The following is a 23,915-nucleotide window of genomic DNA, read 5'->3' on the forward strand; positions in this document are numbered from 1 at the left end:
CGCGAAGAGGCCAGAAGCCTCAACGAAAATTCAGGCTCAGACCCCGGCTTTCGGTGACTTCACCGAATCATTGCCAGTCACCGTCGCCGTGCTGGTCGCCGCCTCGGCATTGGCCTTGAGCTGGCTCAGCTCTTCCCCGGCGCGCTCGATCTTCGCCCGCACGTTGTTCATGTCCTGACGGCTTTTCTCCAGCAGGCTTTTCACCGAGCTGTGCCCGGTGATGCCGCGGGCCATCGCCACGCCGCCAATCGCCACCTGAATCAGACCGAACACGCCGCCACGGCGCAGGCCCTTGCCGACCATGATCACGCCACCGGCCAGCGAGCCGATGCGCTCCCAGCCCTGGACGTTCTGCTCGGTCGGGCTCTGGAACGGGGTGGAATCGATACGTTGGACGCGTTTGAGTTCGGTCATGATCTGTCTCCCAGGCAATGTGCAATAGATAGATAAGCTGACTGCCGCAGCGGCCGGCTCGTTCCATCGGATGTGCGACGTTTCAGCGGAATTTCGGCCCGGAGCGGGTATTCAGACCCTTGGCCATGCGGTCGTAGAGCACCACGTTGACCGTGGCGGCGAGGTTCATGCAGCCAGTGGTCGGGATGTACACGACGTCTTCGCACCAGTCGCGGATCTCTTTATCCAACGAGCCGTCCTCCGGGCCGAAGATGTAAAGGGCGCGATCCGGGTGGGTGTATTCCGGCAGCGGGCGGGCGCCCTCGACCAGTTCCACGGCGACCGGGACGCAGTTGAGCGGGAGGATCTTTTTCAGGTCGTCGATGCCGATCAGCGGGATGTCGTAGTGCACGCGCTTGGTGTCGGTGACGAAATCGGCGGCGCGTTCATAACGCTTGCCGGTGTAGAACACCGACGCCACGCCGTAACAGCCTGCGGCGCGCATCACCGAACCGACATTCTCCGGTGACTTGGGGTTGTACAAACCAATGCAGCTGTAACGTTTGTCTGCCACGAGCGGGGTGCCTTCGGGAAAAAGAGGGCGATTATACGGGGATTGGGCAGTTGTGGTCAGATCACGGATTACCGGTGTCTGATCGACCGCTTTCGCGAGCAAGCCCGCTCCCACAGTTGGAATGCGTCCACCTGTGGGAGCGGGCTTGCTCGCGAAAGGGCCGGTTCAGGCGCTGAAGATCTTCAGTCTTCTTTTTTCATCAGCCCGGCGAGGGCGGCGAACGGGTTATGCGTTGCCTTGGCGATTTTCGGCGTGCTCAGCGAGCCGTCGCCGAAGTATTGCTGATCGGTGTAGCGCGAGTGTTCGTTGTCGTGGCAGTACAGGCACAACAGTTCCCAGTTCGAGCCGTCCTGCGGGTTGTTGTCGTGGTTGTGATCGCGGTGGTGCACGGTCAGTTCGCTCAGGCGCTTGCCGGAGAACTCACGAGCGCAGCGGCCGCAGACGTGCGGGTACATTTTCAGGGCCTTGTCACGGTAGCCCATTTCCTTGTCGCGCTGGTTGTCGGCAAGGATGCGATCGAGCTTCGACGTGTTGGTCGGGGTGGACGAACTCATGGGTTCACCTGTGTAAAAAGACTAATGACGGTTATGTGCAGAGTTTAGCTCAGCCCTTGAGCTTCTCGGCAATCCAGATCGTGTGGCGGGTGCCCTTGTTGCCGTGGGCGAAGACCTGGACTTCTTCGGCCTTGAACCCGGCCTTCTTCAATTTGTCGGAAAACTGCCGGTCAGCGCTGGCCGACCACACCGCCAGCACGCCCTTGGGCCGCAGGGCCTTGGCGCAGGCGTTCAGACCAGCGGCCGAGTACAGCCAGCTGTTGGCCTTCTGGGTCAGGCCTTCGGGGCCGTTGTCGACGTCGAGCATGATCGCGTCGAAACCATTTGGCTCGCTTTGCAGGACCTTGGCCACGTCGTCCTGACGGATCACCGTGCGTGGATCGAGCAAGGGGCGCCCGGACTTTTCACCGAGCGGCCCGCGGTTCCACTCGACCACGCCGGGCACCAGTTCGGCGACCACCACTTCGGCACCCTTGCCCAGATGTTTGAGCGCCGAGGCGAGGGTGAACCCCATGCCCAGACCGCCAATCAAGACTCGCGAATTCGGTCGGCCGGCGACCTTGCGGCAAGGGATCTCGGCCAGCGCATCCTCCGAACCGTGCATGCGCGTGTTCATCAATTGCCCGCCGTCGCCGCCCTGGATCTTGATGACGAAATCCTCGCCATACTCGAACAGGCACAGGGCACCGCCGTTGTCAGGGATCGGCGTGGTGTCGAGCAGAACGAAACGTTTCATGGAAATCTCTACAAAGGGGAAGGCAAGCCGGCCCGTTGGGAGTAGCCTGAGCGCAGACTAGAGGCCAAACGGAGCCCTTGATGAAGCGCACCATTCTAACGGTCATTGCCCTGGCCGCGCTCTCGATTACTGCAGTGCAGGCGCAGCAGACCATTCCGGTCAGCCCGACGCCGCAACCCGGCTCGCCGGGTACCGCCACGCCGACCCCGTATCCGCAAATCACCCCGATCAGCGCACCGAAGGCCGGTGCCGGCAGTGGCAGCCCGCCGCTGGTGCCGATCGAAATGCCCAGCCCGCCGAGCAAGGATCAACCGGTGCCGGGCATCGAGCCGAGCGGCACCAAGGTCAAATCCCCTGGCGGTTAAACCTGTTGCGCCGCCAGTTGGCCGTCGGCCATGCGCAGACGTTTGGAGAGGGACACGGCAAGGGCGCGGATGATCTTCGCGGCGATCTTCGGCGCGTCGTTGAGCATTTTTTCCAGCGAGTCCTTGCCCAGATTGAGCAGTTGGCAGTTGCTCGCCGCGATGCAGGTCGCCGAACGGCGTTCGCCATCGAGCACGGCCATTTCCCCGAACGCCCGACCGCTGCGCAGGATGGCCATGGTGATGACCTGGCCGTCGGGGCCAGTCTTCTGCACCGCGACCTGACCGGTGTGGAGGATGCACATGAAACTGCCGGCATCGCCTTCACGGAAGATCGCTTCGCCCTCAGCCACGGTGCTGATGCTGAAGTAGCCCGAGGCCGCGGCGAAGTCCGCCAGTTGCAATTGATCGAACAGGCCACAGTCCATCAGCCAGTCGCGAATTTCGTTGTTCAGTAAGGTCGGTTCTGACATGTCGTTGCGGTCTTTATTGTTTTCACGGTTTTCAGGCACTACACGGATCCTTGTAGGAGTGAGCCTGCTCGCGATAGCGGTCTGTCATTCACATCACCGGTGACTGATACACCGCTATCGCGAGCAGGCTCACTCCTACAGGGATCTGTGGTGTATCGGCCTCTTGGGTCTGGAGTTAAGACCCAAGTGACCGACGGAGTTCCTCAGGCCAGGCCCAAAACCTTGAACACAAATGCATATTCGAGCGCTACGTCACGTAATCCCTGATAGCGCCCGCTCATACCGCCATGCCCGGCGCCGAGTTCAGTCTTGAGCAGCAGCAGATTGTCGTCGGTCTTGGTCGCACGCAGTTTCGCCACCCACTTGGCCGCTTCCCAGTACTGCACGCGGCTGTCGTTGTAGCCGGCGATCACCAGGGTTGCCGGATAATTCTGCGCAGTGACGTTTTCGTACGGCGCGTACGCCTTGATTCGCTCGTAGACCTCCGGCTCTTCCGGGTTGCCCCACTCGTCGTACTCGGTGACGGTCAACGGCAAGTCCGGGTCGAGCATGGTGTTGAGCACGTCGACGAACGGCACCTCGGCAATCGCTACGCCAAACAGATCCGGACGCTGGTTCAGCACCGCACCAATCAACAGGCCGCCAGCACTGCCGCCGCTGATTGCCAGTTTCTCGGCGGTGGTGATGCCGTTGAGGATCAGGAATTCGGCGCAGGCAATGAAGTCGCTGAAGGTGTTGTGCTTGTGTTCCTGCTTGCCGGCGCGATACCAGGCTTCGCCCAGCTCGCCGCCGCCACGCACGTGGGCGATGGCAAAGGCCATGCCGCGATCCAGCAGGCTCAGGCGGGCATGGGAGAACCACGGGTCGAGGCTGGAGCCGTAGGCGCCATAACCGTACAGATACAGCGGCACCGGTTTGCCGACCATTTCGCGTTTCATCACCAGACTGATCGGCACCTGCGTGCCGTCCGGCGCGGTGGCCCACAGGCGTTGGCTGACGTAGGCGTCGGCGTCGAACGGGCCGAGCACCGGGGTTTCCTTCAGCACGGTTTGCTCGCCGCTGGCCAGCAGCAACTGGCGCACCTGCGCCGGACGATTCAGCGCCTCGTAACGCAGACGGATGCGGTCGCTCTCGAACTCCAGGCTGTTCTGCACATAGAGGCTGTAAGCCGCGTCCGGCAATTGCACGCGATACGGCGTCTGGCCTTGCGGATGAACTTCGATGATCGGCAGACCGCCTTCGCGCAGGCTCAGGGTCATGGCCGCCGTGTTCAGCGTCACGCCGTCGAGCATCACCGTGTCGCTGTGCGGAATCAGGTTCTGCCAGTCGGCCTCGCTCGGCACCACACCGGTGTCCGGCGCCTGATACAGGGCGAAGTTGATGCCGTCGCGATTGGTGCGGATGAACCAGGTCCACACGCCATCCAGCGCACCGTGATCGACATCGTATTCGTGATCCTCGACCCGTGGCGCCAGGCAAGTGAAGGGCAGGTGCGGCTGGTGCGCGTCCAGCGCCCAGACTTCGCTAGTGGTCTTGCTGCCCAGAGTCAGCAGCAATTGCTGCTCGGAACTGGAGCGATAGCAATGCAGGAAGAAACGCCCGTCCGGCTCGTGGAATACCTCTTCGGCGGCGGTGCCATCGAGGCGATAGCGAAACAGCTTGTGCGGGCGGTGAGTGTCGTCGAGCACACCGAAGAACAGGGTCAGGCTGTCGTTGGCCCAGGTCATGCTGCCGTCGCAGTCCTGGAATTCCAGTTCGCTGACCTTGTCATTGGCCAGTTCCTTGACGAACAGCGTGTAGATCTCGTCGCCCGAGGCGTCGACGCTGTAGGCCAGACGCTGGTGATCCGGGCTGATGCTGAACGCGCCGAGCGAGAAGAAGCCGCCATTGGCCAGCACGTTCGGGTCGAGCAGCAGTTGCTCACGGCTTTCGTCGAGGGTCAGGCTGTCGTCGGCCGGACGCGGGCAACGGTAATGGCGGGCGTATTCGTCACCCGCCGTGGTGCGCGTGTAATACAGGTACGGGCCCCATGGCGAGGGAAGGGACAGGTCGGTTTCGAGGATCCGGCCCTTGATCTCTTCGAACAGGCTTTCGCGCAGGCCGGCTTGATCGGCGGTCTGTGCTTCCTGATAGGCGTTTTCAGCCTTGAGGTAGTCGAGCACCGCGTCGGTGTCGCGTTCCTGCAACCAGGCATACGGGTCGGCACCGGCTGCCTTGCGGGCGATCGGGGCACTGATGACGTGGGCGGATTCGGGCATGGAAGGCTCTCGGACATTTACGGAATAAGGGTTTTCGCAGCTCTTGAAACCATCGCACTCCCCTGTGGGAGCGGGCTTGCTCGCGAAGGCGTCCTGTCAGTAAAGACTTATTTGGCTGACACACCGCTTTCGCGAGCAAGCCCGCTCCCACAATGATTGCGGCGGGCCGTCTGGCATTGGGACAAGCCTGGCGGGCGAAAAGTCGTTACTATAAGCGCCTCTTTGCCTGCCTTGCCATGGACACCATGACCGAGAACGACTATCTGATCGCCTGGGGCCTCTACGCCTTTGCCGCTGTGGGCTGCCTGTTGGTAGGGATGCGCCTGACCCGCTGGATGTGGCGCTGGTTGCGCGAGCCGCTGCGGGTGCTGATGGCGGTGTTGCTGTTCAGCCCGACCATCATTGACCCGGTGAAAGCCAAGGTCGCGCCGTCGATCGCCATCACTGCGCTGGATCTGGCCTTCAAGGTCGGCAACAACGCCTGGCGAGCGGTCTCCGATCTGTTCATGTACGGCATGATTGCGTTCGGCATTTACCTGATCTTCGTGCTGATCCGCTTCCCGATCGAACGTGCCTCGCGCGCCCGCCGCGAGCAGGCCGAAGCCGCCAAGGCTGCGGCGCGTGCCGATGATCGCGACGACGATCAGCCGTTCGGCGCTGCCGGTGATGACCGCTATGGTCGCCCGCCGGTGCCGAACAATCCGCAGCGCATGCGCGTCGAGCCGCGTCTGTAAAACCGAGAGTCCGCACATGTGTGAATTACTGGGCATGAGTGCCAACGTGCCGACCGATATCGTGTTCAGCTTCACCGGCCTGATGCAGCGCGGCGGGCGTACTGGCCCGCACCGCGACGGCTGGGGCATCGCCTTCTATGAAGGGCGCGGTCTGCGCCTGTTCCAGGACCCGGCCGCGAGCAGCGAGTCGGAAGTCGCCAACCTGGTGCAGCGCTATCCGATCAAGAGCGAAGTGGTGATCGGCCACATCCGCCAGGCCAACGTCGGCAAAGTCTGCCTGTCCAACACCCACCCGTTCGTGCGCGAACTGTGGGGGCGCAACTGGTGTTTCGCGCACAACGGCCAACTCGCCGATTTCACCCCGATCAAAAGTTTCTACCGCCCAGTGGGCGACACCGACAGCGAAGCAGCGTTTTGCGATTTGCTCAACCGCGTGCGTGCAGCATTTCCGGAACCGGTCGATATAGAAGTGCTGCTGCCGGATCTGGTCGCCGCGTGCGCTGAATACCGCAGCAAAGGCGTGTTCAACTGCCTGCTCAGCGACGGCGACTGGCTGTTCTGCTATTGCTCGACCAAACTGGCACAGATCACCCGGCGCGCACCGTTCGGCCCGGCGCGGCTCAAGGATGTCGATGTGATCGTCGATTTCCAGGCGGAAACCACGCCTAACGATGTGGTCACGGTGATCGCCACCGAGCCTTTGACCGAAAACGAAACCTGGACCCGTTACCAACCGGGCCAATGGAGCCTGTGGCGACGCGGCGAATGCGTCAGCCAGGGCACGACCGAATAAAGGATCTCTCCTCGATGTTGCTCAGTTATCTACGGCTGGTGTTGTTTGCGGCGGGCCTGTTGATCGGTGTCCAGGTGCCGGGTTTCATCAACGATTACGCCAAACGCGTCGAAGCCCATCTGATCGAAGCGCAGACCGGTCTGCGCGGTTTTCAGGGCACCGCCGAGCAGTTTTTCAAGGGCGACTTGCAGGCGCTGGTCGCGCATTACCGCGCCAGTGATGACCCGGTGTTTCGCAGCGACGCCGACAGCCTGAGCACCTTGCTCAACCGCCAGATTGCGCTGGATAAACAGTTCCAGGCGATGCAGGGCCCGTGGTACATCCGCTTCCTGCAAGTGGTGCTGGCCGCCGACCCGGACATTCGCAAGGAAACCTGGAATGGCTACAGCTACCAGATCCTGCTGACCCCGGAAGCGATGATCTGGGGCATGAGCGGCGCGTTGCTGCTGTCGTTCGGCATCGAGTGCCTGATTCGTCTGATTGACTGGGTGGTGCTCGGCGGCCGGCGTTTGCGCCAGAGCCGGCCGATTGAAGACCGCGACGTGCGCGGCTTGTAAGTCTGGCAAAACTCCTGTGGCGAGGGAGCTTGCTCCCGCCCGGCTGCGCAGCAGTCGTAAAGCTATGAACTCAATTGTCCTGAATGATTGGGATGTCTGGTTTTTGGGCCTGCTTCGCAGTCCAGCGGGAGCAAGCTCCCTCGCCACAGGGTGTCAGGCACTCAAGACAATGTAGTTCTCACCGACCTTGCGCGCATACCCCTCCAGCACCTGCTGACACAACGTCACCATCTCCTCGACCCACTCCACGCCAACTCGCCACGACACCACCACCTGCAGATTCGGCGGTCGCTGGTCGATGTCGAGCAAGGTCAGTTCACCCCGCGCCAGTTCCTCGGCCACCAGCACCGGCGGCAGCACGCCAATACCAAAACCATCACGCAACAGCCGGGTAATCGCCGACACCGAATTCACGCAGTTCAGGCGCGGTGCCAGCACGCCGTTGGCCTGCATCAAAGCGAGCAGATCCTGATGCGGTCGGGAGTTTTTCGAGTAGGTGATGAGCCGTTCCTGCGCCAGTTCGCCGAGGTCGGCGTAGTCGCGGTTGTAGATCGAATTGCTCGCAACGATCCAGCCCAGCGGATGGCTGGCCAGCTCCAGGCTACGCACGCTTTCGTGACGTATCAGATCGGTTTGCAGAACGATGTCGAGGAAGCCTTTTTGCAGTTGATCGCAGAGGTTCAGCGAGGTATCCGCCACCAGCTCGATTTCCACCCGTGGGTACAGATCGGTCATCTGTGCCACCAACGGGCTGAGCCAAGTGTGGATCACCGTGTCCATCACGCCGATGCGCACCCGGCCGACCTTGCTCGAACGGGTCTCGATCGATTGCTTCAGCGCCGACATCGTATCGAGCATCTGCTCGGCGTAATCCAGCACCTTCAGGCCTTCGGGCGTCAGGCTGACGCCGCGTGAATCGCGCAGAAACAGCTTCACCCCCAGCTCGCCTTCGAGCACCGCGATGCGGCTGGAAATCGACGCCTGGGTGGTGAACAGCTTGTCGGCGGTCAGGCGAAAACTCTTCAGCCGGGCGACCCAGACAAAGGTTTCGAGAAACTTCAGGTTCATGGCAACGGCTCGGGTGACAAATTTTTCTTATGCCTAAGGCGGGTTTTTATTCGTTGGACGCAGCAGGGCCGGGCGACGAAAAATCGGCGCATCCGGTTCCCACGATAGGCGTCGTCGGAACTTCGAACAAGACCAATAAAAGCCTGCGGAGACTTGCCATGCGTGCGCCCGACACCCTCGACCTCCCCAAGAGCACGGCCCGCCCGGGACCGTTCGACTGGTATCGCAACATCAATCAGCAAGAGCGTCGTACCTTCTGGAGCTGCAAGATCGGCTATGGTCTGGACGGCATGGACACGCAAATGCTCAGTTTCGTGGTGCCGACCCTGATCGCCATGTGGGGCATCACCACCGGGCAGGCCGGGCTGATTCACACCAGCACCCTGATCGCCTCGGCCATTGGTGGCTGGGTGGCGGGGATTCTCTCCGACCGCATCGGCCGCGTGCGTACTCTGCAACTGACGGTGCTGTGGTTCGCTTTTTTTACGTTTCTTTGTGGTTTCGCGCAGAACTACGAACAGCTGCTGATCGCCCGCACCCTGATGGGCTTCGGTTTCGGTGGCGAATGGACTGCCGGCGCGGTGTTGATCGGTGAAGTGATCCGCGCCAAGGATCGCGGCAAAGCGGTGGGCATGGTGCAATCCGGCTGGGCGCTAGGGTGGGGGCTGACGGCGATTCTGTATGCGCTGCTGTTCTCGATCATGCCGCCGGAAGACGCGTGGCGTGCGCTGTTCATTCTCGGCATCGTCCCGGCAATTTTCGTGATCTTCGTACGTCGGCTGGTGAAAGACCCGGAGATCTATCGCGAAGCCAAGGCGGCGCAAACTCCGCAGAATCCGGCGAAGTTCTACGAGATCTTCGCCCCCGGCATGCTGTTCACCACGTTCCGTGCGTCACTACTGACTACCGGTGCGCTCGGCGGTTACTACGCGATCACTTCGTGGCTGCCAACCTTCCTCAAGAACGAACGCGGTTTGAGCGTGCTCGGCACTGGCGGGTATCTGGCGATGGTGATCGTCGGCTCCTACGTCGGCTATGTGATCAGCGCTTATCTGACTGATCTGCTGGGACGTAAAAAGAACTTCATCCTGTTCGCGGTCGGCTCGTTCACCATCGTTCTGCTGTACACGCAGATGCCGGTGAGCAACGGCGTGATGCTGTGGCTGGGTTTTCCGCTGGGCTTCTTCGCTTCGGGGATTTTCAGCGGCATGGGCGCTTTTCTCACTGAATTGTTTCCAACGCGGATTCGCGGTTCGGGGCAGGGCTTCTGCTACAACATCGGTCGGGCGCTGGCGGCTTTGTTTCCGCTGCTGATTGGTTTGCTGAGTCAGAAAGTCCCGTTGAGCGTGGGTATCGGTGCGTTCGCTGCGGTGTCCTACGGCGTGGTGATTCTCGCCGCATTGAGCCTGCCGGAGACCCGTGGCAAGCAACTGGATGCGCAGTAACTGATAACCTGCCGGGCAAGCGTCCTACAGATAAAAAGACCAGAAGCTACAGGAGTGTTCACCGTGAGCCGCCTGCTATTGAACTGTGACATCGGCGAGAGTTTCGGCAGCTGGACCATGGGTCTGGACGCCGAGGTCATGCCCTTCATCGACTGCGCCAACGTTGCTTGCGGCTTCCATGCTGGTGACCCGAGCATCATGCGCAAGACCGTCAGCCTGGCCCTGAGCCACGGCGTGCAGATCGGCGCGCACCCGGCCTATCAGGATCTGGTCGGTTTCGGCCGGCGTTCCATGGCCTATTCCGCCCAGGAACTGCAAGACATCCTGCATTACCAGATCGGCGCGCTTGACGGCATCTGCAAGGCGCAGGGCGGGCGGGTCAGTTACGTCAAACCTCACGGCGCGATGTACAACGACATGATGGCCAATCCGGCGCAATTGCGGGCGGTGATTCAAGCTGTGGCGACTTACGATCGCACGTTGCCGCTGATGCTCATGGCCACCCGTGACAATTCGGCGGCGCAGCAGCTCGGTGACGAATACGGCGTGACCCTGTGGTTCGAAGCCTTTGCTGATCGCGCCTACGACAGTGCAGGTCGGCTGGTTTCGCGGCAACTGCCGGGCGCGGTGCATCACGAGCCAGAAAAAATCATCGAACAGGCGCTGACCATCGCCCGTGGCGGCGAGCTCGTTGCCTGCGACGGCAGCGCGCTGCACCTGCAGGCCAACACCTTGTGCGTGCATGGCGATAACGCCAGTTCGGTGGCCGCCGTGCAGCGCATTCGCGAGGCCCTGAATCAGCAGAGCGCGCCATGAACCCACGGATTGAAGTGGTGGCCCTGGACTGCCTGATGCTGCGCCTGTTCGATGAAATTGCCGAAACCAACATGCCGTGGATGCTCGCCGCCAGTGAGCGTCTGCGCGCGGTGTTAGCCGCGCAGTTGATCGATCTGGTGCCGTCCTACACCACGCTGATGGTGCATTACGACCTGGCTGCGTTGAGCCCGAGTCAGGCCCGTGAACTGATCGCTGAAGCCTTGATCGACCTGTCGCCGAATGCGCGCACCAGCGGCCAGTGCCATGTGTTGCCGGTCTGGTACGACCTGAGTGTCGGCCCCGAACTGAGCCTGCTGGCGCAGCGCAGCGGGTTGGCGGTGGAGGAGGTGATCCGTCGCCACAGCGCTCGTGAATATCAGGTGTTTGCCCTCGGCTTCGCCCCGGGATTCGCCTTCATGGGGCTGGTGGAGGAAATCCTCGCGGCGCCACGCCTGGACACCCCGCGCAAGAAAGTCGCGGCCGGCAGCGTCGGTATCGCCGAACGGCAGACCGCTGCTTATCCGGTGGTCTCCCCCGGTGGCTGGAACCTGATCGGCCGTACCCCGGCGAAACTGTTCGACCGCCATCGCGACGGCTATAGCCTGATGCAACCCGGCGACACGGTGCGTTTCGAAGCGATGAGCCACGCCGAGTTCATCAACCTGGGCGGCGATGACACGCCACTGGAGGCGCTGGCATGAGCCGACTGACGATTGAGGCGAGCACGCCGCTGTGCCTGTTGCAGGACGCCGGGCGCTTTGGCGTGCGCCATTTGGGCGTGACCCAGGGCGGTGCCGCGGACTGGTGTTCGATGAGTTGGGGCAATTGGTTGCTCGGCAATGCGTTGGATCTGCCGGTGATCGAAATCACCCTCGGCGGGTTTGCCGTGGTGGCGCAGGAGGATTGCCTGCTGGCATTGGCCGGGGCGGATCTTGGCGCGCAGATTGACGGGCAGGCGCTGGCGGCGTGGCGCAGTTTCAAACTGGGCAAAGGCCAGACATTGAAGTTCACCCAACCGCTGCTCGGCGCCCGGGCTTATCTGGCGGCGCCCGGTGGATTCGACGCGCCGCAGGTGCTGGGCAGCAGTGCCACGGTGGTGCGCGAAGAACTCGGTGGATTGGATGGTATGGGGTTACCGCTGACCAAGGGCGCGACATTGAGTTATTGCGGTGCGGCTCTGCAGGTGCGTGAAGTACCGCAGGCGCATCGACCTGATCTGCGCCTGAATACGCCGCTGGATCTGGTGCTTGGCGCACAGATCGGTCAGTTCAGCGGGCAGAGTCTGTTCGATGTGTTCAACAGTCCGTGGACGCTGGACAGTCGCGCCGACCGCATGGGTATTCGATTGCTGGGCAAGGCGTTGCAGTATCAGGGCCGACCGATGATTTCCGAGGGTATTCCGCTGGGCGCGGTGCAGGTGCCGCCGGACGGACAGCCGATCGTGCTGCTCAATGATCGGCAGACGATTGGTGGCTATCCAAGGTTGGGAGCGTTGACACCGTTGGCGCTGGCGCGACTGGCGCAGTGTCTGCCGGGGGCGCAGGTGCGGTTGAGGCCGGTGGTGCAGGAAGTGGCGCACCGCGAGCATGTCGAATATTTGCAGCGTTTTGGTTGAAGATCAAAAGATCGCAGCCTGCGGCAGCTCCTACATGGAAACGCGAATCCCCCTGTAGGAGCTGCCGCAGGCTGCGATCTTTGGCTTTTATTTGGACAAAAACCGCATCCCTTCTTCCAGCCCACGCAGGGTCAACGGATACATCTGATCCTCGATCAAATCACGCACGATATTGGTCGACGACGTGTATCCCCACGTGTCCTTCGGATACGGATTGATCCAGATGAGCTTCTTGTACTTCTCCATGAACCGCTGCATCCACAGGTAGCCCGGCTCTTCGTTCCAGTGCTCGACACTGCCGCCGGCCTGGGTGATTTCGTAGGGCGCCATGGCAGCGTCACCGATGAAGATCACTTTGTAGTCGGCGCCATACTTGTGCAGCAAATCCTGGGTCGAGAAACGCTCGGACGTGCGGCGCATGTTGTTCTTCCACACCGACTCATAAATGAAGTTGTGGAAGTAGAAGTACTCCAGATGCTTGAACTCGGTCTTGCAGGCTGAGAACAGTTCCTCGCAGATCTTCACGTGCGCGTCCATCGAGCCGCCGATGTCGAACAGCAGCAACAGCTTCACCGCGTTGCGCCGCTCCGGGCGCATCTGGATATTCAGCAGGCCGGCGTCCTTGGCGGTGTGGTCGATGGTGCCATCGATGTCCAGCTCTTCAGCCGCACCCTGACGGGCGAATTTGCGCAGACGACGCAGGGCGACCTTGATGTTGCGCGTACCCAGCTCCACCGAATCGTCGAGGTTCTTGTACTCGCGCTGATCCCAGACCTTGACCGCTTTGCCCTGACGCTTGCCGGCATCGCCGACCCGAATGCCTTCCGGGTTGAAGCCGCCGGAGCCGAACGGGCTGGTGCCGCCGGTGCCGATCCATTTGTTGCCGCCGGCGTGGCGTTCCTTCTGTTCTTCCAGACGCTTCTTGAACTCTTCGATCAGCTTGTCGAGACCGCCGAGGGACTGGATCTGCGCGCGTTCCTCGTCGGTCAGCGAGCGCTCGAATTCCTTGCGCAGCCAGTCTTCGGGAATCAGCGCCTGCAAGTGATCGTCGAGTTTTTCCAGGCCATTGAAGTAGGCGCCGAACGCACGGTCAAACTTGTCGAAATGCCGTTCGTCCTTGACCAGAATCGCCCGCGACAAGTAATAGAACTCGTCCATGTCGGCGAAGGTGACGCGCTGCTTCAGCGCGTTGATCAGGTCGAGCAGCTCGCGCACCGACACTGGCACCTTGGCTGCACGCATTTCATTGAACAGGTTGAGCAACATGGCATCAGCCTCTTAGCGAGAACCGCGACGGCTCATGAACGCCAGGCGCTCAAGCAACTGCACATCCTGTTCGTTCTTCACCAGCGCACCGGCCAATGGCGGAATGGCCTTGGTCGGATCGCGCTCGCGCAGCACCGCTTCGCCGATGTTGTCGGCCATCAGCAGCTTCAGCCAGTCGACCAGTTCCGAGGTCGACGGCTTCTTCTTCAGGCCCGGCACCTTGCGTACGTCGAAGAACACGTCCAGCGCTTCGCTGACCAGATCCTTCTTGATGTCCGGGTAGTGCACATCGACGATTTTCTGCAGGGTGCTGCGATCCGGGAAGGCGATGTAGTGGAAGAAACAGCGGCGCAGGAAGGCGTCCGGCAGCTCTTTCTCGTTGTTCGAGGTAATGATGATGATCGGGCGTTTCTTGGCCTTGATGGTCTCGTCGATCTCGTAAACGTAGAACTCCATCTTGTCGAGTTCTTGCAGCAGGTCGTTAGGGAACTCGATGTCGGCCTTGTCGATTTCGTCGATCAGCAGAATCACCCGCTCTTCGGACTCGAAAGCCTCCCACAGCTTGCCCTTCTTCAGGTAGTTGCGCACATCGTGGACTTTCTCATTGCCCAGTTGCGAGTCGCGCAGACGGCTGACCGCGTCGTACTCGTACAGGCCCTGATGGGCCTTCGTGGTGGACTTGATGTGCCAGGTGATCAGCTTGGCGCCGAACGATTCGGCCAGTTGCTCGGCGAGCATGGTCTTGCCGGTACCCGGTTCGCCCTTGACCAGCAGCGGCCGCTCCAGGGTGATGGCGGCGTTGACCGCCAGCTTCAGGTCATCGGTGGCGACGTAGGCCTGGGTGCCTTCGAACTTCATCTGCTAATCCTCGAACGGTAACGCCGACCTGCACGGGCAGGGCGGGGGCGAAAAAATCGGATGCCCCGACTATAACGCGCAGCCCGGTCGACTGTGAACGCAGACGGCTTATTCAGTCTCTGAATGGGGCGTCACATGTTGACTCGGTTTCGGCCAGGGGCCAGTATTCAGGTATCGCCGATTTGGCGATAGTCTGTCGGGCATGACGACTAAATACCGATTTCGCGACAAATACCGCATTCAGTTGCGCGAGAAGGATCACCCGCCACCCCATGTCCACCTGATTGGTGGCGGTTTGGATGTGATGCTGAGCCTTGAAACCGTTGAGGTCATGACGGGCAAGGCACCGCCGCTGATCATCAAGGAAGCGCTGGCCTGGGTTGCGGCGCATCAAGCGCAATTGCTGGAGGACTGGAAACGATGTTACCCATGAAAAGGCCTCGTCTGTCGGCTGTGCAGGCGCTGTCAGATTCTCGATTGAAACTGACTTTTATTGATGGTCAGGATCTGACACTTGATCTGAGCCGAGATATTCACGCTTATCCAGGTCTGCAACCATTGCTGGATCCGGAAGTGTTTGCGACTGCGGCCCTGGACGATTATGGCTGGACGGTCGAGTGGCTTGAGCCCGATATACAGATTGGCGCAGATACGCTTTATATGGATGCGCTGGCTCAAAACACTGCCGATGAAAACACTCGGATTTTCATCGATTGGCGCGCACGTACCGGACTCTCTCTGAATCAGGCAGCCGAGGCGCTGGGTGTCAGTGCCCGCAGCATCAGCCGATACAGTAACGGGCGGGAGGCGGTGCCTAAGTCATTGGCGTTGGCTTGTCTGGGCTGGGACTCATTGCAGCAAAAGTCCACGCTGGCGGCTGAAGCGTCTGGTCGATATATCGTCAATCGTAAGTCTTAGCCCGCATCCGGCTTAGGCCTTTCATACCGCGCATTGAAGGCCTGAATGAAGCCATTGCGCAGAATCTGCAAAAACGCTTCGAATGCGCTGATATTTTGCTGATGCACGTTGCCGCTGAGCTCGACCTTGGTGGCGAACTGGTTTTTGGCCTGGTTCTTCAGCACGGTTTCCGTGCCGCCGACGATGGCCTCCCAGACTGAGCGGAAGATGCTCTTGTCCTTGTTCTCCACGTCCTGCTGCCAGTTGAACACTTCGACGTCGCGCAACAGCGGCTTGATATAGCCGCTGACCTGGGCTTTTTTCGCCTGGGATTCGATGACCACGTCGCCGTGGCCGGCGTTGAAATCAAACTTGCCGTAGGCCGAGGCGAAGTCGTTCATGCGCTTGAGCTCGATGTCGCGGGCGCGCAGGCGGAACTGGAAGTCCTCGAAGTTGCTCAGCGGGTCGAAGGTGGCAGTGGTTTCCAATGGGGCATGTCCGAGCAGAAGCGCTTTGCCTTCGAAGCGGGCGTCGCGTTTGCCCTGTTTGTCGACCACGTTGGTCAGGTTGTAGATGCTCGCTTCGACGTTGGTGGCATTCATGTTGACCGGTGGCTTGGAGTTGAAATTGCGAAAAGTGATTTTGCCCTCGTGAATCTGCACCTCGTCGAGGGTGATCGGTAGCAATTTGCCCAGTTGTTCGCGCCAGTCGGTGCCTTGACCGGTTTGAGAGTTCTGCTTGTTGGCGCCACCATCGACGAAGTTGACTTCGGGTTTGACGAATTTGACCTGCGCGACAACGGCATGGTCGTACCACAGCGAATGCCAACTGACCGCCAGGTCGATCAGTGGCGCGTTGACGAAAGGCACCGGCACCTTGCCGTCGACCTTGACGATTTTCAGGCCGTTGATTTTGTAGGCGCCGCGCCACAAGGCCAGATCGACGTCGGTGATCTGGCCGCGGTAATCGCCCATGTCCGCCAGTTTGCCGTTCAGATAATCGCGCACCATGTAGGGCAGGGCGATGTGCAGGGCGATCAACAGCACAACGACGACGGTGAAGATCCCTAGTGGCCAACTGTAGCGACGCTTCATGACAACAATTCCCGAACGATGTAAGCGATTGACTGTGGCGCGGCGCAGACGTTCGACCCGACTGGACTGCGCCAGGCAACAGGCATACCTTGAAACGCTGAATTCAACGCTGCATAAGGACCCAGCCATGAGCCGTATTTTTGCTGACAACGCCCACTCCATCGGCAACACGCCGCTGGTGCAGATCAACCGCATCGCGCCGCGTGGCGTGACCATTCTGGCCAAGATCGAGGGGCGCAACCCCGGTTATTCGGTCAAGTGCCGGATCGGCGCGAACATGATCTGGGATGCCGAAAGTAGCGGCAAACTCAAGCCGGGCATGACCATCGTCGAGCCGACGTCGGGCAATACCGGCATCGGTCTGGCCTTCGTTGCCGCCGCCCGTGGTTACAAGTTGATGCTGACCATGCCGGCTTCGATGAGCATCGAGCGTCGCAAGGTCTTGAAAGCACTGGGCGCAGAGCTGGTCCTGACCGAACCGGCCAAGGGCATGAAAGGCGCAATCGAGAAAGCCGCCGAGATCGTTGCCAGCGACACCGACAAATACTTCATGCCGTCGCAGTTCGACAACCCGGCCAACCCGGCGATTCACGAAAAAACCACCGGCCCGGAAATCTGGAATGACACCGATGGCGCTGTCGATGTGCTGGTGGCCGGCGTCGGAACCGGCGGAACCATCACTGGCGTTTCGCGGTATATCAAGAATACCCAGGGCAAACCGATTCTGTCGGTGGCGGTGGAGCCGGTGTCTTCACCGGTCATCAGCCAGGCGTTGGCGGGTGAAGAGATCAAGCCGAGCCCGCACAAGATTCAGGGGATTGGCGCTGGTTTTGTGCCGAAGAACCTCGATTTGTCGATGGTCGACCGGGTGGAGCAGGTCACTGACGACGAATCCAAGGCCATGGCGCTGCGTCTGATGCAGGAAGAAGGGATCTTGTGCGGTATCTCCTGCGGCGCGGCCATGGCTGTGGCAGTGCGTCTGGCCGAGAAGCCGGAAATGCAGGGCAAGACCATCGTGGTGATTCTGCCGGACTCCGGCGAGCGCTATCTGTCGAGCATGTTGTTCAGCGATCTGTTCACCGAGCAGGAGAATCAACAGTAGTCGAATTTGACTCAGATCAGCCGGGGTTCAGGATCGTTATGCTAATAAATGCTTTGTTGCGCAATTCTTAACACTGAATCTTGGGTTCAGCGGGTTTTTCCCGAGGCCGGTAGTGTTTATCATGGCCGGCTGCCATGCCGGGTAAAGGGCATTGCGCAGCGTTGTCTTTATTCAAGGAGTCGTTGATGAACTTTTCGTTAGCCGCCAAGGTGTCGGTGTTGCTGTTGTTTGCGGGCAGCATCCTCTATGTGCATTTGCGCGGCAAGGCGCGCCTGCCGGTTCTGCGTCAGTTCGTCAACCACTCGGCGCTGTTCGCCCCGTACAACGCGCTGATGTACCTGTTTTCCGGCGTTCCCTCCAAACCGTATCTGGATCGCAGCAAGTTTCCAGAGCTTGATGTGCTGCGCGATAACTGGGAAACCATTCGCGACGAAGCCATGCACCTGTTCGACGAGGGCTACATCCGCGCCGCCGAGAAGAACAATGACGCCGGTTTCGGCTCGTTCTTCAAGAAGGGCTGGAAGCGTTTCTACCTCAAGTGGTACGACAAACCGCTGCCGTCGGCCGAAACCCTGTGCCCGAAAACCGTGGCGCTGGTCAATGCGATCCCTAACGTCAAAGGCGCGATGTTCGCCCTGTTGCCGGGTGGCAGCCACCTGAACCCGCACCGTGATCCGTTTGCCGGCTCGCTGCGTTATCACCTGGGTCTGTCGACGCCGAACTCCGACGATTGCCGGATCTTTGTTGATGGTCAGGTTTATGCCTGGCGTGACGGTGAAGACGTAATGTTCGACGAGACCTACGTGCACTGGGTCAAGAACGAAACCGAACAGACCCGCGTCATCCTGTTCTGCGATATCGAACGTCCGCTGAGCAACCGTGTGATGACCCGCATCAACCGCGCCGTCAGCGCCTGGCTGGGACGCGCCACCGCCCCGCAGAACCTTGATGATGAACGCGTCGGCGGGATCAATCAGGCCTACGCCTGGAGCAAGAACTTCAGCGACCGGTTCAGCGGCTTGGTCAAGCAGTGGAAACGCCGCAATCCCAAGGCCTACCGCATCCTGCGTCCGGTGCTTGCGGTGGTGGTGTTGACGTTGTTGGGGTATTGGCTGTTTGGTTGAGGCTGGATATTGAAATAAAAAAACCGCTCCTTGTGAGCGGTTTTTTCATGAAGGGAAGGTGAAAGAGGCGCCGGCAAGAACACCCCCAGGCTCCTCAACGGCCGGTTTTGCCAACGCCTCCCTGATACGGTGCAACTCTCTCTCAGAAAGCTCTGAGCACGAGCGCTTTTTATCGACCTTTATAGACTTGGCGACCGACGCCTTGTTTTCAACGACAGCTTTCATGGTATCTCCGACGTTGATCATTAAATGAGCAGATGGCCCGATACTAGACTTAGTCAATAAGCTTCACAAGTCGCCCCTCTGCGTCGAACTCAAAACCCAGTTGCCTGTAAAGAGGAATTACTGCTGGAAGAGGTTCCTGAATTTCTATTTGTTCGCTGCCTATGATTCGTGCGAAGTGAGTAACGGCGGTCAAGGCAAACGTTGCGATGCGGCTCTTGAGGGGGTGATCCGTTCCCGGTTGGCCTTCAAGACGCACGATTTTCACGCGCAACCGGCTCTGGTTAGGATTCGCGAAGCAGAGTCCGCAAAGCTCTTGATCAAACCAAATTGCCAAATCGAACGCCATAGGCTCTCTGGCCTTCCACCTGACAACTTCCTGCCAGGAAAAATAAGGATCAAGCCATTTTTCATAGGCATTCAGGGCCAGAGCATCGATGGCCTCAAAACGAACTCTGGAGTGATCCAGATCCACGATCCCGTTCTGTTGCAGATCTTTCTGCAGTTTTGCAAAAGTAATACCGGCCTGCTTCCGCGCCTCTGACCGATAGACCTGATACCGCAAATATGTCCGTTCCCTTGGCATGTGATCCCGAGCATTCCCTGTCTCCCCGTTTTGGGCCTATCTGTTGCTCATCAGCCTATGCGCCTGCCATCGAGCTGTCCCTGCTGGCCCTTTGTCCAAATCATTGCAATCCATGTCCCCCGCTGGTTATAGTCGGCGCTCGTGAATCAGCTGATTCACTCTTCAAACCCTTCAAAAAAGATCAGCCCCAATGCCTGCATCCCTCATCAACGCGGTAGTCGATTCAGCGGTCAACGCTGGCGTCGTGCCGTGCGGGAATCAGCAGCCTGGGCAGATCAGTCATTACCCTCCACCTGTCAGTAGCACGCCGGTGTGCGCCCTCGTATCACCGCCGGGCGTTGGCGTTTCGGGCTGATCGGCATTCTTTGCTGACCCCTGCGCCCGCCAGAAAAACCTACTGAATTTCAGCCTCGGCTGAATTGGCTATTTGCCTGACTACAGGTGGTATTCATGTTTGTCCTATCAAAAAAATCCGCGCTCGCGGCGACGTCCACGAGCCTGTTCGTTCTGCTGTGGAGCAGCGGGGCGATCTTCTCCAAGTGGGGGCTGGCCCATGCATCGCCGTTTGCCTTTCTGCTGATTCGCTTTGTGATCGCGCTGTGCGGGCTGTTGCTGTTGACGCCGCTGCTCAAGTTGAAGCTGCCCAAGGGCGGTCGGCCGATGCTGTTTGCGATTGCAACGGGCGTGGTGTTGTTGGGGGCGTATCAGATTTTCTATCTGCTGGCGCTGAACACCAAAGTCACACCGGGGGTAATGGCGACGATCATGGGCGTGCAGCCGATTCTCACGGTGGTATTGATGGAGCGGCAGCGTTCGGCGAGCCGGATGTTTGGTCTGGTGTTGGGGTTGGCCGGGTTGATCATGGTGGTTTACCAAGGCATTGGTTTGGCCGGGATGTCGTGGGCGGGGATGTTGTTTGGCTTGCTGGCGCTGGTGAGTATGACGCTGGGGTCGATCATGCAGAAACGCATCACCGACAATCCCCTCGGAACGTTGCCGGTGCAGTATCTGGCGGGCCTGTTGCTCTGCGGGATCTTTGTGCCGTTCCAGCCGTTTCACTTCGAACACAGCGCCGGTTTCATCGTACCGGTGCTGTGGATGGGGCTGGTGGTGTCGGTGCTGGCGACGCTGTTGCTGTATCGCCTGATCGCCCGGGGCAATCTGGTGAATGTCACCAGCCTGTTCTATCTGGTGCCGGCGGTGACGGCGGTGATGGACTATCTGATTTTCGGCAATCGCCTGGCGGCGTTGAGCGTGCTGGGGATGCTGTTGATCATTGTCGGGCTGGTGTTTGTGTTCCGTAAAACTGCTTGAAAACCTTCGGGCTGACCCGGGCATTTTCAGTGTCTGGGCCGGCCTTTTCGCGAGCAAGCCCGCTCCCACAATTGGAATGCATTCCCCTGTGGGAGCGGGCTTGCTCGCGAAGACTGACTTATCAGCGCCGCAACATCAGCGAGCTGTTGCTACAGCCGGCTTCAACACCAGCCACAACGCCAGCGCAATCAGCACCCCGCCATACAGGTGCGCCATCGACAGCGGCTCATCCAGTAGCAACGCCCCCCACAACACGCCGAACGCCGGAATCATGAAGGTCACGGTCATCGATTTGACCGGGCCGATGGAGCTGAGCAGGCGGAAATAGATGATGTAGGCGAACGCGGTGCAACCCAGCCCCAGGCCCAGCAGCGACAGCCAGACATTCCATCCACCCCAGCTTGCCGGAGGCGCAGTGATCACGCTGTAGCCGAACAGCGGCAAGAGAAACAGCGAGGCGCCGAGCATGCTGCCCACGGCCGAGAGGCGACTGTCGAGCCCGCCACTGTGATCCAGCCAGCGTCGCGTGAGAAAACCGGCGAAACCGTAGCAAGTGGTGGCAAGCAGGCAGGCTAGGGCGCCCATCAGCAACTGCAGATCGAAGGCTACCGGTCCTGCACGCGTCAGCACACCGACACCGAACAAGCCGAGAAACACCCCGGTCAGTTTCGCGACAGTGAGTTTTTCACTGAAAAACAGCCCGCCAATCAATACGCCCATCAGCGGTGTGGTGGCGTTGAAGATCGCCGAGTAACCCGCCGGCAACACTTGCGCTGCGACCGAGTACAGCGTGGCCGGAATCCCCGAGTTGATCACTCCCAGCAGCATCACGGTTTTCAGCTTGCCCTTGAAATCCCAGCTGATGCGCATCAGCCCGAGAATCACCAGCAGACCGACGGCAGCAATCGACACTCGAAAGAACGCGGTCGGAATAGTGCCGATCACCGGCGCAATAATGCGCATGAACAGGAAGCTCGCGCCCCAGATGGCTGCCAGCGACAGCATGCGGAAAATATCGACAGCGCTCACGATGGCACTCCTTCCTTGATCGGGACGAGAGTGTTGCCGAGCGTCCTGACGATGGCAACCGCTAATCGGGCATTTAATTCTCTGCAGCGGTCTGCCTGGCGAAAAATGCCATCGACGTACGCTGGCGTTCCGGTTTTGGCAGAAATTGCACTTCACCTGCACCCGGTTCCGTGGCTAAGCTCAGGCACAGATTTCCACTTGCACGCCGAGGTCTCATCTATGCCGCAGCAATGGCCAGCCACCGACATCGCCCGCATGATCCTCGATGGCTTCGACGATTACCGCGAGCATTTCCGGCGGATCACCGACGGCGCGCGGGAACGCTTCGAGCAGGCGCGCTGGCAGGAAACGCAGACCGCGTCGGCGGCACGGATCAATCTCTACGAGGAAAAGGTCGGCGAAACCATCGCCCGCCTGCGCGAGCATTTCGACGACGAGACGCTGATGAATGTCGGCAGCTGGCCGCTGGTGAAAAGTGCTTACATCAGTGTCATCGACCTGCGCTTCGACGATGAATTGTCCGAGACCTGGTACAACTCGATCTTCTGCGGGCTGTTCAGTCACGACCTGATCAGCGACGGCTGCATGTTCATCCACACCACCCGGCCGAGCCTGCGCCGCGCCCGGGCCGCGCAGACCCGCACCTACAAGCCGCAGGGCCAGTTGTCATCGATGCTCGCGAGCATCTTTGCCGACTACCGCTTCAGCGAGGATTACGCCGATTTGCCCGGCGACCTGCAGCGCCTCGAGTCGCAACTGCGCGAGAACCTGCCGGACTGGGTGTGCAAGGATCCGGAGCTGGGCGTCGAGCTGTTTTCCTCGGTGCTGTACCGCAACAAGGGCGCGTATCTGGTCGGGCGCATCTATACCCGCGACGAGCAGTGGCCGCTGGTGATTCCATTGCTGCATCGCGAAGGCCGCGGGATTCAGATCGACGCGCTGATCACCGACGAAGCCGATGTGTCGATCATCTTCTCCTTCACCCGTTCGTATTTCATGGTCGATGTGCCGGTGCCGGCTGAGTTCATCGGTTTCCTGCGGCGCATCCTGCCGGGCAAACACATCGCCGAGCTGTACACCTCGATCGGTTTCTACAAGCACGGCAAATCCGAGTTCTACCGCGCGCTGATCAATCATCTGGCCAACACCGACGACCAGTTCATCATGGCTCCCGGCGTGCGCGGCATGGTCATGAGCGTGTTTACCCTGCCGGGCTTCAACACCGTATTCAAGATCATCAAGGACCGTTTCTCACCGTCGAAAAACGTCGACCGGGCGACGGTGATCGAAAAATACCGTCTGGTGAAAAGTGTCGACCGGGTCGGGCGCATGGCCGATACCCAGGAGTTCGCCGACTTCCGTTTTCCGCTGAGCAAGTTCGATCCGGCGTGCCTGGAAGAACTGCTGGAAGTCGCGCCGTCGACGGTCTCGGTCGAAGGCGACACGGTGCTGATCCGCCACTGCTGGACCGAGCGCCGCATGACCCCGCTCAACCTCTATCTGGAAAACGCCAATGAAGCGCAGGTGCGCGAGGCGCTGGAAGATTACGGGCTGGCGATCAAGCAACTGGCAGCGGCCAACATCTTTCCCGGCGACATGCTGTTGAAGAACTTCGGCGTCACCCGTCACGGGCGCGTGGTGTTCTACGACTATGACGAAATCTGCTTCCTGACCGAAGCCAACTTCCGCCACATCCCCGCGCCGCGCACCCCCGAGGACGAAATGGCTTCCGAACCGTGGTATTCGATCGGGCCGCTGGACGTGTTCCCGGAAGAGTTTCCGCCGTTCCTGTTCGCCGATGCCGGGCAGCGCAAACTGTTCGATCAACTGCATGGCGAGTTGTACAACGCCGATTACTGGAAGGGTTTGCAGGAGGCGATTCGCGCCGGGAAAGTCATCGACGTATTCCCTTACCGCCGCAAGGGCCTCGATAACGAATAATTCCGGCGCATGACGAATTTGTGGCGAGGGAGCTTGCTCCCGCCGGGCTGCGAAGCGGCCCCGAAACCATCCACCGCGTCCTGTCAGTGAGCTCCCGACAACCG

At 60.1% G+C, this 23,915-nt stretch carries 27 protein-coding genes; 14 read left to right on the forward strand and 13 right to left on the reverse strand.

Annotation, left to right across the window (positions count from 1 at the left end):
* Positions 1–36: 36 nt before the first annotated feature.
* The 4 genes from AC1RBR_RS07145 to AC1RBR_RS07160 all read right to left on the reverse strand — a co-directional run bounded on the left by AC1RBR_RS07145 (position 37) and on the right by AC1RBR_RS07160 (position 2,257).
* Complete coding sequence (locus AC1RBR_RS07145) at positions 37–414, reverse strand: YgaP family membrane protein (protein ID WP_041070334.1); 378 nt, start codon at positions 412–414, stop codon at positions 37–39.
* 82 nt (positions 415–496) lie between these two features.
* Positions 497–967 carry an RNA methyltransferase gene (locus tag AC1RBR_RS07150; RefSeq protein WP_007911337.1) on the reverse strand — a complete coding sequence of 157 codons (471 nt, stop codon included), beginning with the start codon at positions 965–967 and terminating at the stop codon, positions 497–499.
* Positions 968–1,149: 182 nt separating this feature from the next.
* Positions 1,150–1,521, reverse strand: a complete 372-nt coding sequence (locus tag AC1RBR_RS07155; protein ID WP_003222612.1) for a YajD family HNH nuclease — start codon at positions 1,519–1,521, stop codon at positions 1,150–1,152.
* Between the two features lie 49 nt (positions 1,522–1,570).
* On the reverse strand, positions 1,571–2,257 hold the full coding sequence (locus tag AC1RBR_RS07160; protein ID WP_003222615.1) for a spermidine synthase: 687 nt from the start codon (positions 2,255–2,257) through the stop codon (positions 1,571–1,573).
* Positions 2,258–2,337: 80 nt separating this feature from the next.
* Between AC1RBR_RS07160 and AC1RBR_RS07165 the strand changes: the two genes are divergently transcribed.
* Complete coding sequence (locus AC1RBR_RS07165; protein WP_003222617.1) at positions 2,338–2,622, forward strand: hypothetical protein; 285 nt, start codon at positions 2,338–2,340, stop codon at positions 2,620–2,622.
* Here the strand turns inward: AC1RBR_RS07165 and AC1RBR_RS07170 are convergent.
* Together AC1RBR_RS07170 and AC1RBR_RS07175 are read right to left on the reverse strand one after the other, a co-directional pair.
* The gene (locus tag AC1RBR_RS07170) at positions 2,619–3,092 is read right to left on the reverse strand and encodes a Crp/Fnr family transcriptional regulator (protein ID WP_095138623.1); all 474 of its coding nucleotides are present in this window, start codon (positions 3,090–3,092) and stop codon (positions 2,619–2,621) included. The genes AC1RBR_RS07165 and AC1RBR_RS07170 overlap by 4 nt on opposite strands.
* A 203-nt stretch (positions 3,093–3,295) precedes the next feature.
* Positions 3,296–5,350, reverse strand: coding sequence for a S9 family peptidase (locus AC1RBR_RS07175; protein ID WP_492563617.1), 2,055 nt, complete (start codon positions 5,348–5,350; stop codon positions 3,296–3,298).
* A gap of 236 nt (positions 5,351–5,586) precedes the next feature.
* On the opposite strand from AC1RBR_RS07175, the gene AC1RBR_RS07180 reads away from it, so the two are divergent.
* From AC1RBR_RS07180 to AC1RBR_RS07190, 3 genes are read left to right on the forward strand one after another with little or no spacing between them, the layout of a single operon-like run.
* A complete protein-coding gene (locus AC1RBR_RS07180) occupies positions 5,587–6,084 on the forward strand; it encodes an MFS transporter (RefSeq protein ID WP_103369779.1) in 498 nt (165 codons plus the stop codon).
* Between the two features lie 16 nt (positions 6,085–6,100).
* Positions 6,101–6,877 (forward strand): class II glutamine amidotransferase, encoded by a 777-nt coding sequence (locus AC1RBR_RS07185; RefSeq protein ID WP_007969599.1) that lies wholly within the window; start codon positions 6,101–6,103, stop codon positions 6,875–6,877.
* Positions 6,878–6,891: 14 nt separating this feature from the next.
* Positions 6,892–7,434 (forward strand): DUF2937 family protein, encoded by a 543-nt coding sequence (locus tag AC1RBR_RS07190; protein ID WP_064586452.1) that lies wholly within the window; start codon positions 6,892–6,894, stop codon positions 7,432–7,434.
* Between the two features lie 153 nt (positions 7,435–7,587).
* Here the strand turns inward: AC1RBR_RS07190 and AC1RBR_RS07195 are convergent, their stop codons facing one another.
* A complete protein-coding gene (locus AC1RBR_RS07195) occupies positions 7,588–8,502 on the reverse strand; it encodes a LysR family transcriptional regulator (RefSeq protein ID WP_492563620.1) in 915 nt (304 codons plus the stop codon).
* A 158-nt stretch (positions 8,503–8,660) separates the two neighbouring features.
* Here AC1RBR_RS07195 and AC1RBR_RS07200 point away from each other — a divergent pair, with 158 nt between their 5' ends.
* The 4 genes from AC1RBR_RS07200 to AC1RBR_RS07215 all read left to right on the forward strand — a co-directional run bounded on the left by AC1RBR_RS07200 (position 8,661) and on the right by AC1RBR_RS07215 (position 12,378).
* Positions 8,661–9,947, forward strand: a complete 1,287-nt coding sequence (locus AC1RBR_RS07200; protein ID WP_253150412.1) for an MFS transporter — start codon at positions 8,661–8,663, stop codon at positions 9,945–9,947.
* Positions 9,948–10,010: 63 nt separating this feature from the next.
* Positions 10,011–10,763 carry a 5-oxoprolinase subunit PxpA gene (locus AC1RBR_RS07205; RefSeq protein WP_492563621.1) on the forward strand — a complete coding sequence of 251 codons (753 nt, stop codon included), beginning with the start codon at positions 10,011–10,013 and terminating at the stop codon, positions 10,761–10,763.
* Complete coding sequence (gene pxpB, locus AC1RBR_RS07210) at positions 10,760–11,464, forward strand: 5-oxoprolinase subunit PxpB (RefSeq protein WP_492563623.1); 705 nt, start codon at positions 10,760–10,762, stop codon at positions 11,462–11,464. The genes AC1RBR_RS07205 and pxpB overlap by 4 nt, the downstream gene beginning before the upstream one ends.
* Positions 11,461–12,378: a 5-oxoprolinase subunit C family protein gene (locus AC1RBR_RS07215; protein ID WP_492563625.1), complete on the forward strand. Its 918-nt coding sequence runs from the start codon at positions 11,461–11,463 to the stop codon at positions 12,376–12,378. The genes pxpB and AC1RBR_RS07215 overlap by 4 nt, the downstream gene beginning before the upstream one ends.
* An 87-nt stretch (positions 12,379–12,465) precedes the next feature.
* Here AC1RBR_RS07215 and AC1RBR_RS07220 read toward each other — a convergent pair whose 3' ends face one another.
* Both AC1RBR_RS07220 and AC1RBR_RS07225 read right to left on the reverse strand, forming a co-directional pair.
* Entirely contained in the window at positions 12,466–13,644 is a 1,179-nt protein-coding gene (locus AC1RBR_RS07220; protein WP_492563627.1) for a vWA domain-containing protein, read from the reverse strand.
* Between the two features lie 12 nt (positions 13,645–13,656).
* Positions 13,657–14,502 (reverse strand): AAA family ATPase, encoded by an 846-nt coding sequence (locus tag AC1RBR_RS07225; protein WP_003222636.1) that lies wholly within the window; start codon positions 14,500–14,502, stop codon positions 13,657–13,659.
* Between the two features lie 202 nt (positions 14,503–14,704).
* On the opposite strand from AC1RBR_RS07225, the gene AC1RBR_RS07230 reads away from it, so the two are divergent.
* Together AC1RBR_RS07230 and AC1RBR_RS07235 are read left to right on the forward strand one after the other, a co-directional pair.
* Positions 14,705–14,935, forward strand: a complete 231-nt coding sequence (locus tag AC1RBR_RS07230; RefSeq protein ID WP_492563629.1) for a DUF4160 domain-containing protein — start codon at positions 14,705–14,707, stop codon at positions 14,933–14,935.
* Positions 14,923–15,420 carry a helix-turn-helix domain-containing protein gene (locus tag AC1RBR_RS07235; RefSeq protein WP_492563631.1) on the forward strand — a complete coding sequence of 166 codons (498 nt, stop codon included), beginning with the start codon at positions 14,923–14,925 and terminating at the stop codon, positions 15,418–15,420. Before AC1RBR_RS07230 ends, AC1RBR_RS07235 begins: the two co-directional genes overlap by 13 nt.
* Here AC1RBR_RS07235 and AC1RBR_RS07240 read toward each other — a convergent pair.
* A complete protein-coding gene (locus AC1RBR_RS07240) occupies positions 15,417–16,493 on the reverse strand; it encodes a DUF748 domain-containing protein (protein ID WP_166497076.1) in 1,077 nt (358 codons plus the stop codon). The genes AC1RBR_RS07235 and AC1RBR_RS07240 overlap by 4 nt on opposite strands.
* 127 nt (positions 16,494–16,620) lie before the next feature.
* Between AC1RBR_RS07240 and cysK the strand changes: the two genes are divergently transcribed.
* Both cysK and AC1RBR_RS07250 read left to right on the forward strand, forming a co-directional pair.
* Positions 16,621–17,595 (forward strand): cysteine synthase A, encoded by a 975-nt coding sequence (cysK, locus tag AC1RBR_RS07245; RefSeq protein ID WP_047598160.1) that lies wholly within the window; start codon positions 16,621–16,623, stop codon positions 17,593–17,595.
* Positions 17,596–17,780: 185 nt separating this feature from the next.
* The gene (locus AC1RBR_RS07250) at positions 17,781–18,719 is read left to right on the forward strand and encodes an aspartyl/asparaginyl beta-hydroxylase domain-containing protein (protein ID WP_492563633.1); all 939 of its coding nucleotides are present in this window, start codon (positions 17,781–17,783) and stop codon (positions 18,717–18,719) included.
* Between the two features lie 45 nt (positions 18,720–18,764).
* Here the strand turns inward: AC1RBR_RS07250 and AC1RBR_RS07255 are convergent, their stop codons facing one another.
* Both AC1RBR_RS07255 and AC1RBR_RS07260 read right to left on the reverse strand, forming a co-directional pair.
* A complete protein-coding gene (locus tag AC1RBR_RS07255) occupies positions 18,765–18,944 on the reverse strand; it encodes a hypothetical protein (protein ID WP_492563635.1) in 180 nt (59 codons plus the stop codon).
* Between the two features lie 49 nt (positions 18,945–18,993).
* Positions 18,994–19,527 (reverse strand): hypothetical protein, encoded by a 534-nt coding sequence (locus AC1RBR_RS07260; protein WP_492563636.1) that lies wholly within the window; start codon positions 19,525–19,527, stop codon positions 18,994–18,996.
* A 450-nt stretch (positions 19,528–19,977) separates the two neighbouring features.
* On the opposite strand from AC1RBR_RS07260, the gene AC1RBR_RS07265 reads away from it, so the two are divergent.
* A complete protein-coding gene (locus tag AC1RBR_RS07265; RefSeq protein WP_492563638.1) occupies positions 19,978–20,841 on the forward strand; it encodes a DMT family transporter in 864 nt (287 codons plus the stop codon).
* Positions 20,842–20,976: 135 nt separating this feature from the next.
* Here AC1RBR_RS07265 and AC1RBR_RS07270 read toward each other — a convergent pair whose 3' ends face one another.
* Entirely contained in the window at positions 20,977–21,870 is an 894-nt protein-coding gene (locus AC1RBR_RS07270; protein ID WP_027614539.1) for a DMT family transporter, read from the reverse strand.
* Positions 21,871–22,089: 219 nt separating this feature from the next.
* Between AC1RBR_RS07270 and aceK the strand changes: the two genes are divergently transcribed.
* Positions 22,090–23,811, forward strand: a complete 1,722-nt coding sequence (gene aceK, locus AC1RBR_RS07275) for a bifunctional isocitrate dehydrogenase kinase/phosphatase (protein WP_115986142.1) — start codon at positions 22,090–22,092, stop codon at positions 23,809–23,811.
* Positions 23,812–23,915: the final 104 nt, after the last annotated feature.

This window comes from Pseudomonas sp. GW823-FHT01D03 (assembly GCF_058798255.1).

What these genes read in the sequence shown, in the direction of transcription:
- AC1RBR_RS07195 (WP_492563620.1), bottom strand. Translation starts at nt 8,502, where the DNA reads ATGAACCTGAAGTTTCTCGAAACCTTTGTCTGGGTCGCCCGGCTGAAG.
- pxpB (WP_492563623.1), top strand. Translation starts at nt 10,760, where the DNA reads ATGAACCCACGGATTGAAGTGGTGGCCCTGGACTGCCTGATGCTGCGC.
- AC1RBR_RS07265 (WP_492563638.1), top strand. Translation starts at nt 19,978, where the DNA reads ATGTTTGTCCTATCAAAAAAATCCGCGCTCGCGGCGACGTCCACGAGC.
- aceK (WP_115986142.1), top strand. Translation starts at nt 22,090, where the DNA reads ATGCCGCAGCAATGGCCAGCCACCGACATCGCCCGCATGATCCTCGAT.
- AC1RBR_RS07165 (WP_003222617.1), top strand. Translation starts at nt 2,338, where the DNA reads ATGAAGCGCACCATTCTAACGGTCATTGCCCTGGCCGCGCTCTCGATT.
- AC1RBR_RS07145 (WP_041070334.1), bottom strand. Translation starts at nt 414, where the DNA reads ATGACCGAACTCAAACGCGTCCAACGTATCGATTCCACCCCGTTCCAG.
- AC1RBR_RS07250 (WP_492563633.1), top strand. Translation starts at nt 17,781, where the DNA reads ATGAACTTTTCGTTAGCCGCCAAGGTGTCGGTGTTGCTGTTGTTTGCG.
- AC1RBR_RS07255 (WP_492563635.1), bottom strand. Translation starts at nt 18,944, where the DNA reads ATGAAAGCTGTCGTTGAAAACAAGGCGTCGGTCGCCAAGTCTATAAAG.
- AC1RBR_RS07215 (WP_492563625.1), top strand. Translation starts at nt 11,461, where the DNA reads ATGAGCCGACTGACGATTGAGGCGAGCACGCCGCTGTGCCTGTTGCAG.
- AC1RBR_RS07260 (WP_492563636.1), bottom strand. Translation starts at nt 19,527, where the DNA reads ATGCCAAGGGAACGGACATATTTGCGGTATCAGGTCTATCGGTCAGAG.
- AC1RBR_RS07225 (WP_003222636.1), bottom strand. Translation starts at nt 14,502, where the DNA reads ATGAAGTTCGAAGGCACCCAGGCCTACGTCGCCACCGATGACCTGAAG.
- AC1RBR_RS07155 (WP_003222612.1), bottom strand. Translation starts at nt 1,521, where the DNA reads ATGAGTTCGTCCACCCCGACCAACACGTCGAAGCTCGATCGCATCCTT.
- AC1RBR_RS07175 (WP_492563617.1), bottom strand. Translation starts at nt 5,350, where the DNA reads ATGCCCGAATCCGCCCACGTCATCAGTGCCCCGATCGCCCGCAAGGCA.
- cysK (WP_047598160.1), top strand. Translation starts at nt 16,621, where the DNA reads ATGAGCCGTATTTTTGCTGACAACGCCCACTCCATCGGCAACACGCCG.
- AC1RBR_RS07235 (WP_492563631.1), top strand. Translation starts at nt 14,923, where the DNA reads ATGTTACCCATGAAAAGGCCTCGTCTGTCGGCTGTGCAGGCGCTGTCA.
- AC1RBR_RS07180 (WP_103369779.1), top strand. Translation starts at nt 5,587, where the DNA reads ATGGACACCATGACCGAGAACGACTATCTGATCGCCTGGGGCCTCTAC.
- AC1RBR_RS07185 (WP_007969599.1), top strand. Translation starts at nt 6,101, where the DNA reads ATGTGTGAATTACTGGGCATGAGTGCCAACGTGCCGACCGATATCGTG.
- AC1RBR_RS07160 (WP_003222615.1), bottom strand. Translation starts at nt 2,257, where the DNA reads ATGAAACGTTTCGTTCTGCTCGACACCACGCCGATCCCTGACAACGGC.
- AC1RBR_RS07240 (WP_166497076.1), bottom strand. Translation starts at nt 16,493, where the DNA reads ATGAAGCGTCGCTACAGTTGGCCACTAGGGATCTTCACCGTCGTCGTT.
- AC1RBR_RS07170 (WP_095138623.1), bottom strand. Translation starts at nt 3,092, where the DNA reads ATGTCAGAACCGACCTTACTGAACAACGAAATTCGCGACTGGCTGATG.
- AC1RBR_RS07200 (WP_253150412.1), top strand. Translation starts at nt 8,661, where the DNA reads ATGCGTGCGCCCGACACCCTCGACCTCCCCAAGAGCACGGCCCGCCCG.
- AC1RBR_RS07220 (WP_492563627.1), bottom strand. Translation starts at nt 13,644, where the DNA reads ATGTTGCTCAACCTGTTCAATGAAATGCGTGCAGCCAAGGTGCCAGTG.
- AC1RBR_RS07190 (WP_064586452.1), top strand. Translation starts at nt 6,892, where the DNA reads ATGTTGCTCAGTTATCTACGGCTGGTGTTGTTTGCGGCGGGCCTGTTG.
- AC1RBR_RS07230 (WP_492563629.1), top strand. Translation starts at nt 14,705, where the DNA reads ATGACGACTAAATACCGATTTCGCGACAAATACCGCATTCAGTTGCGC.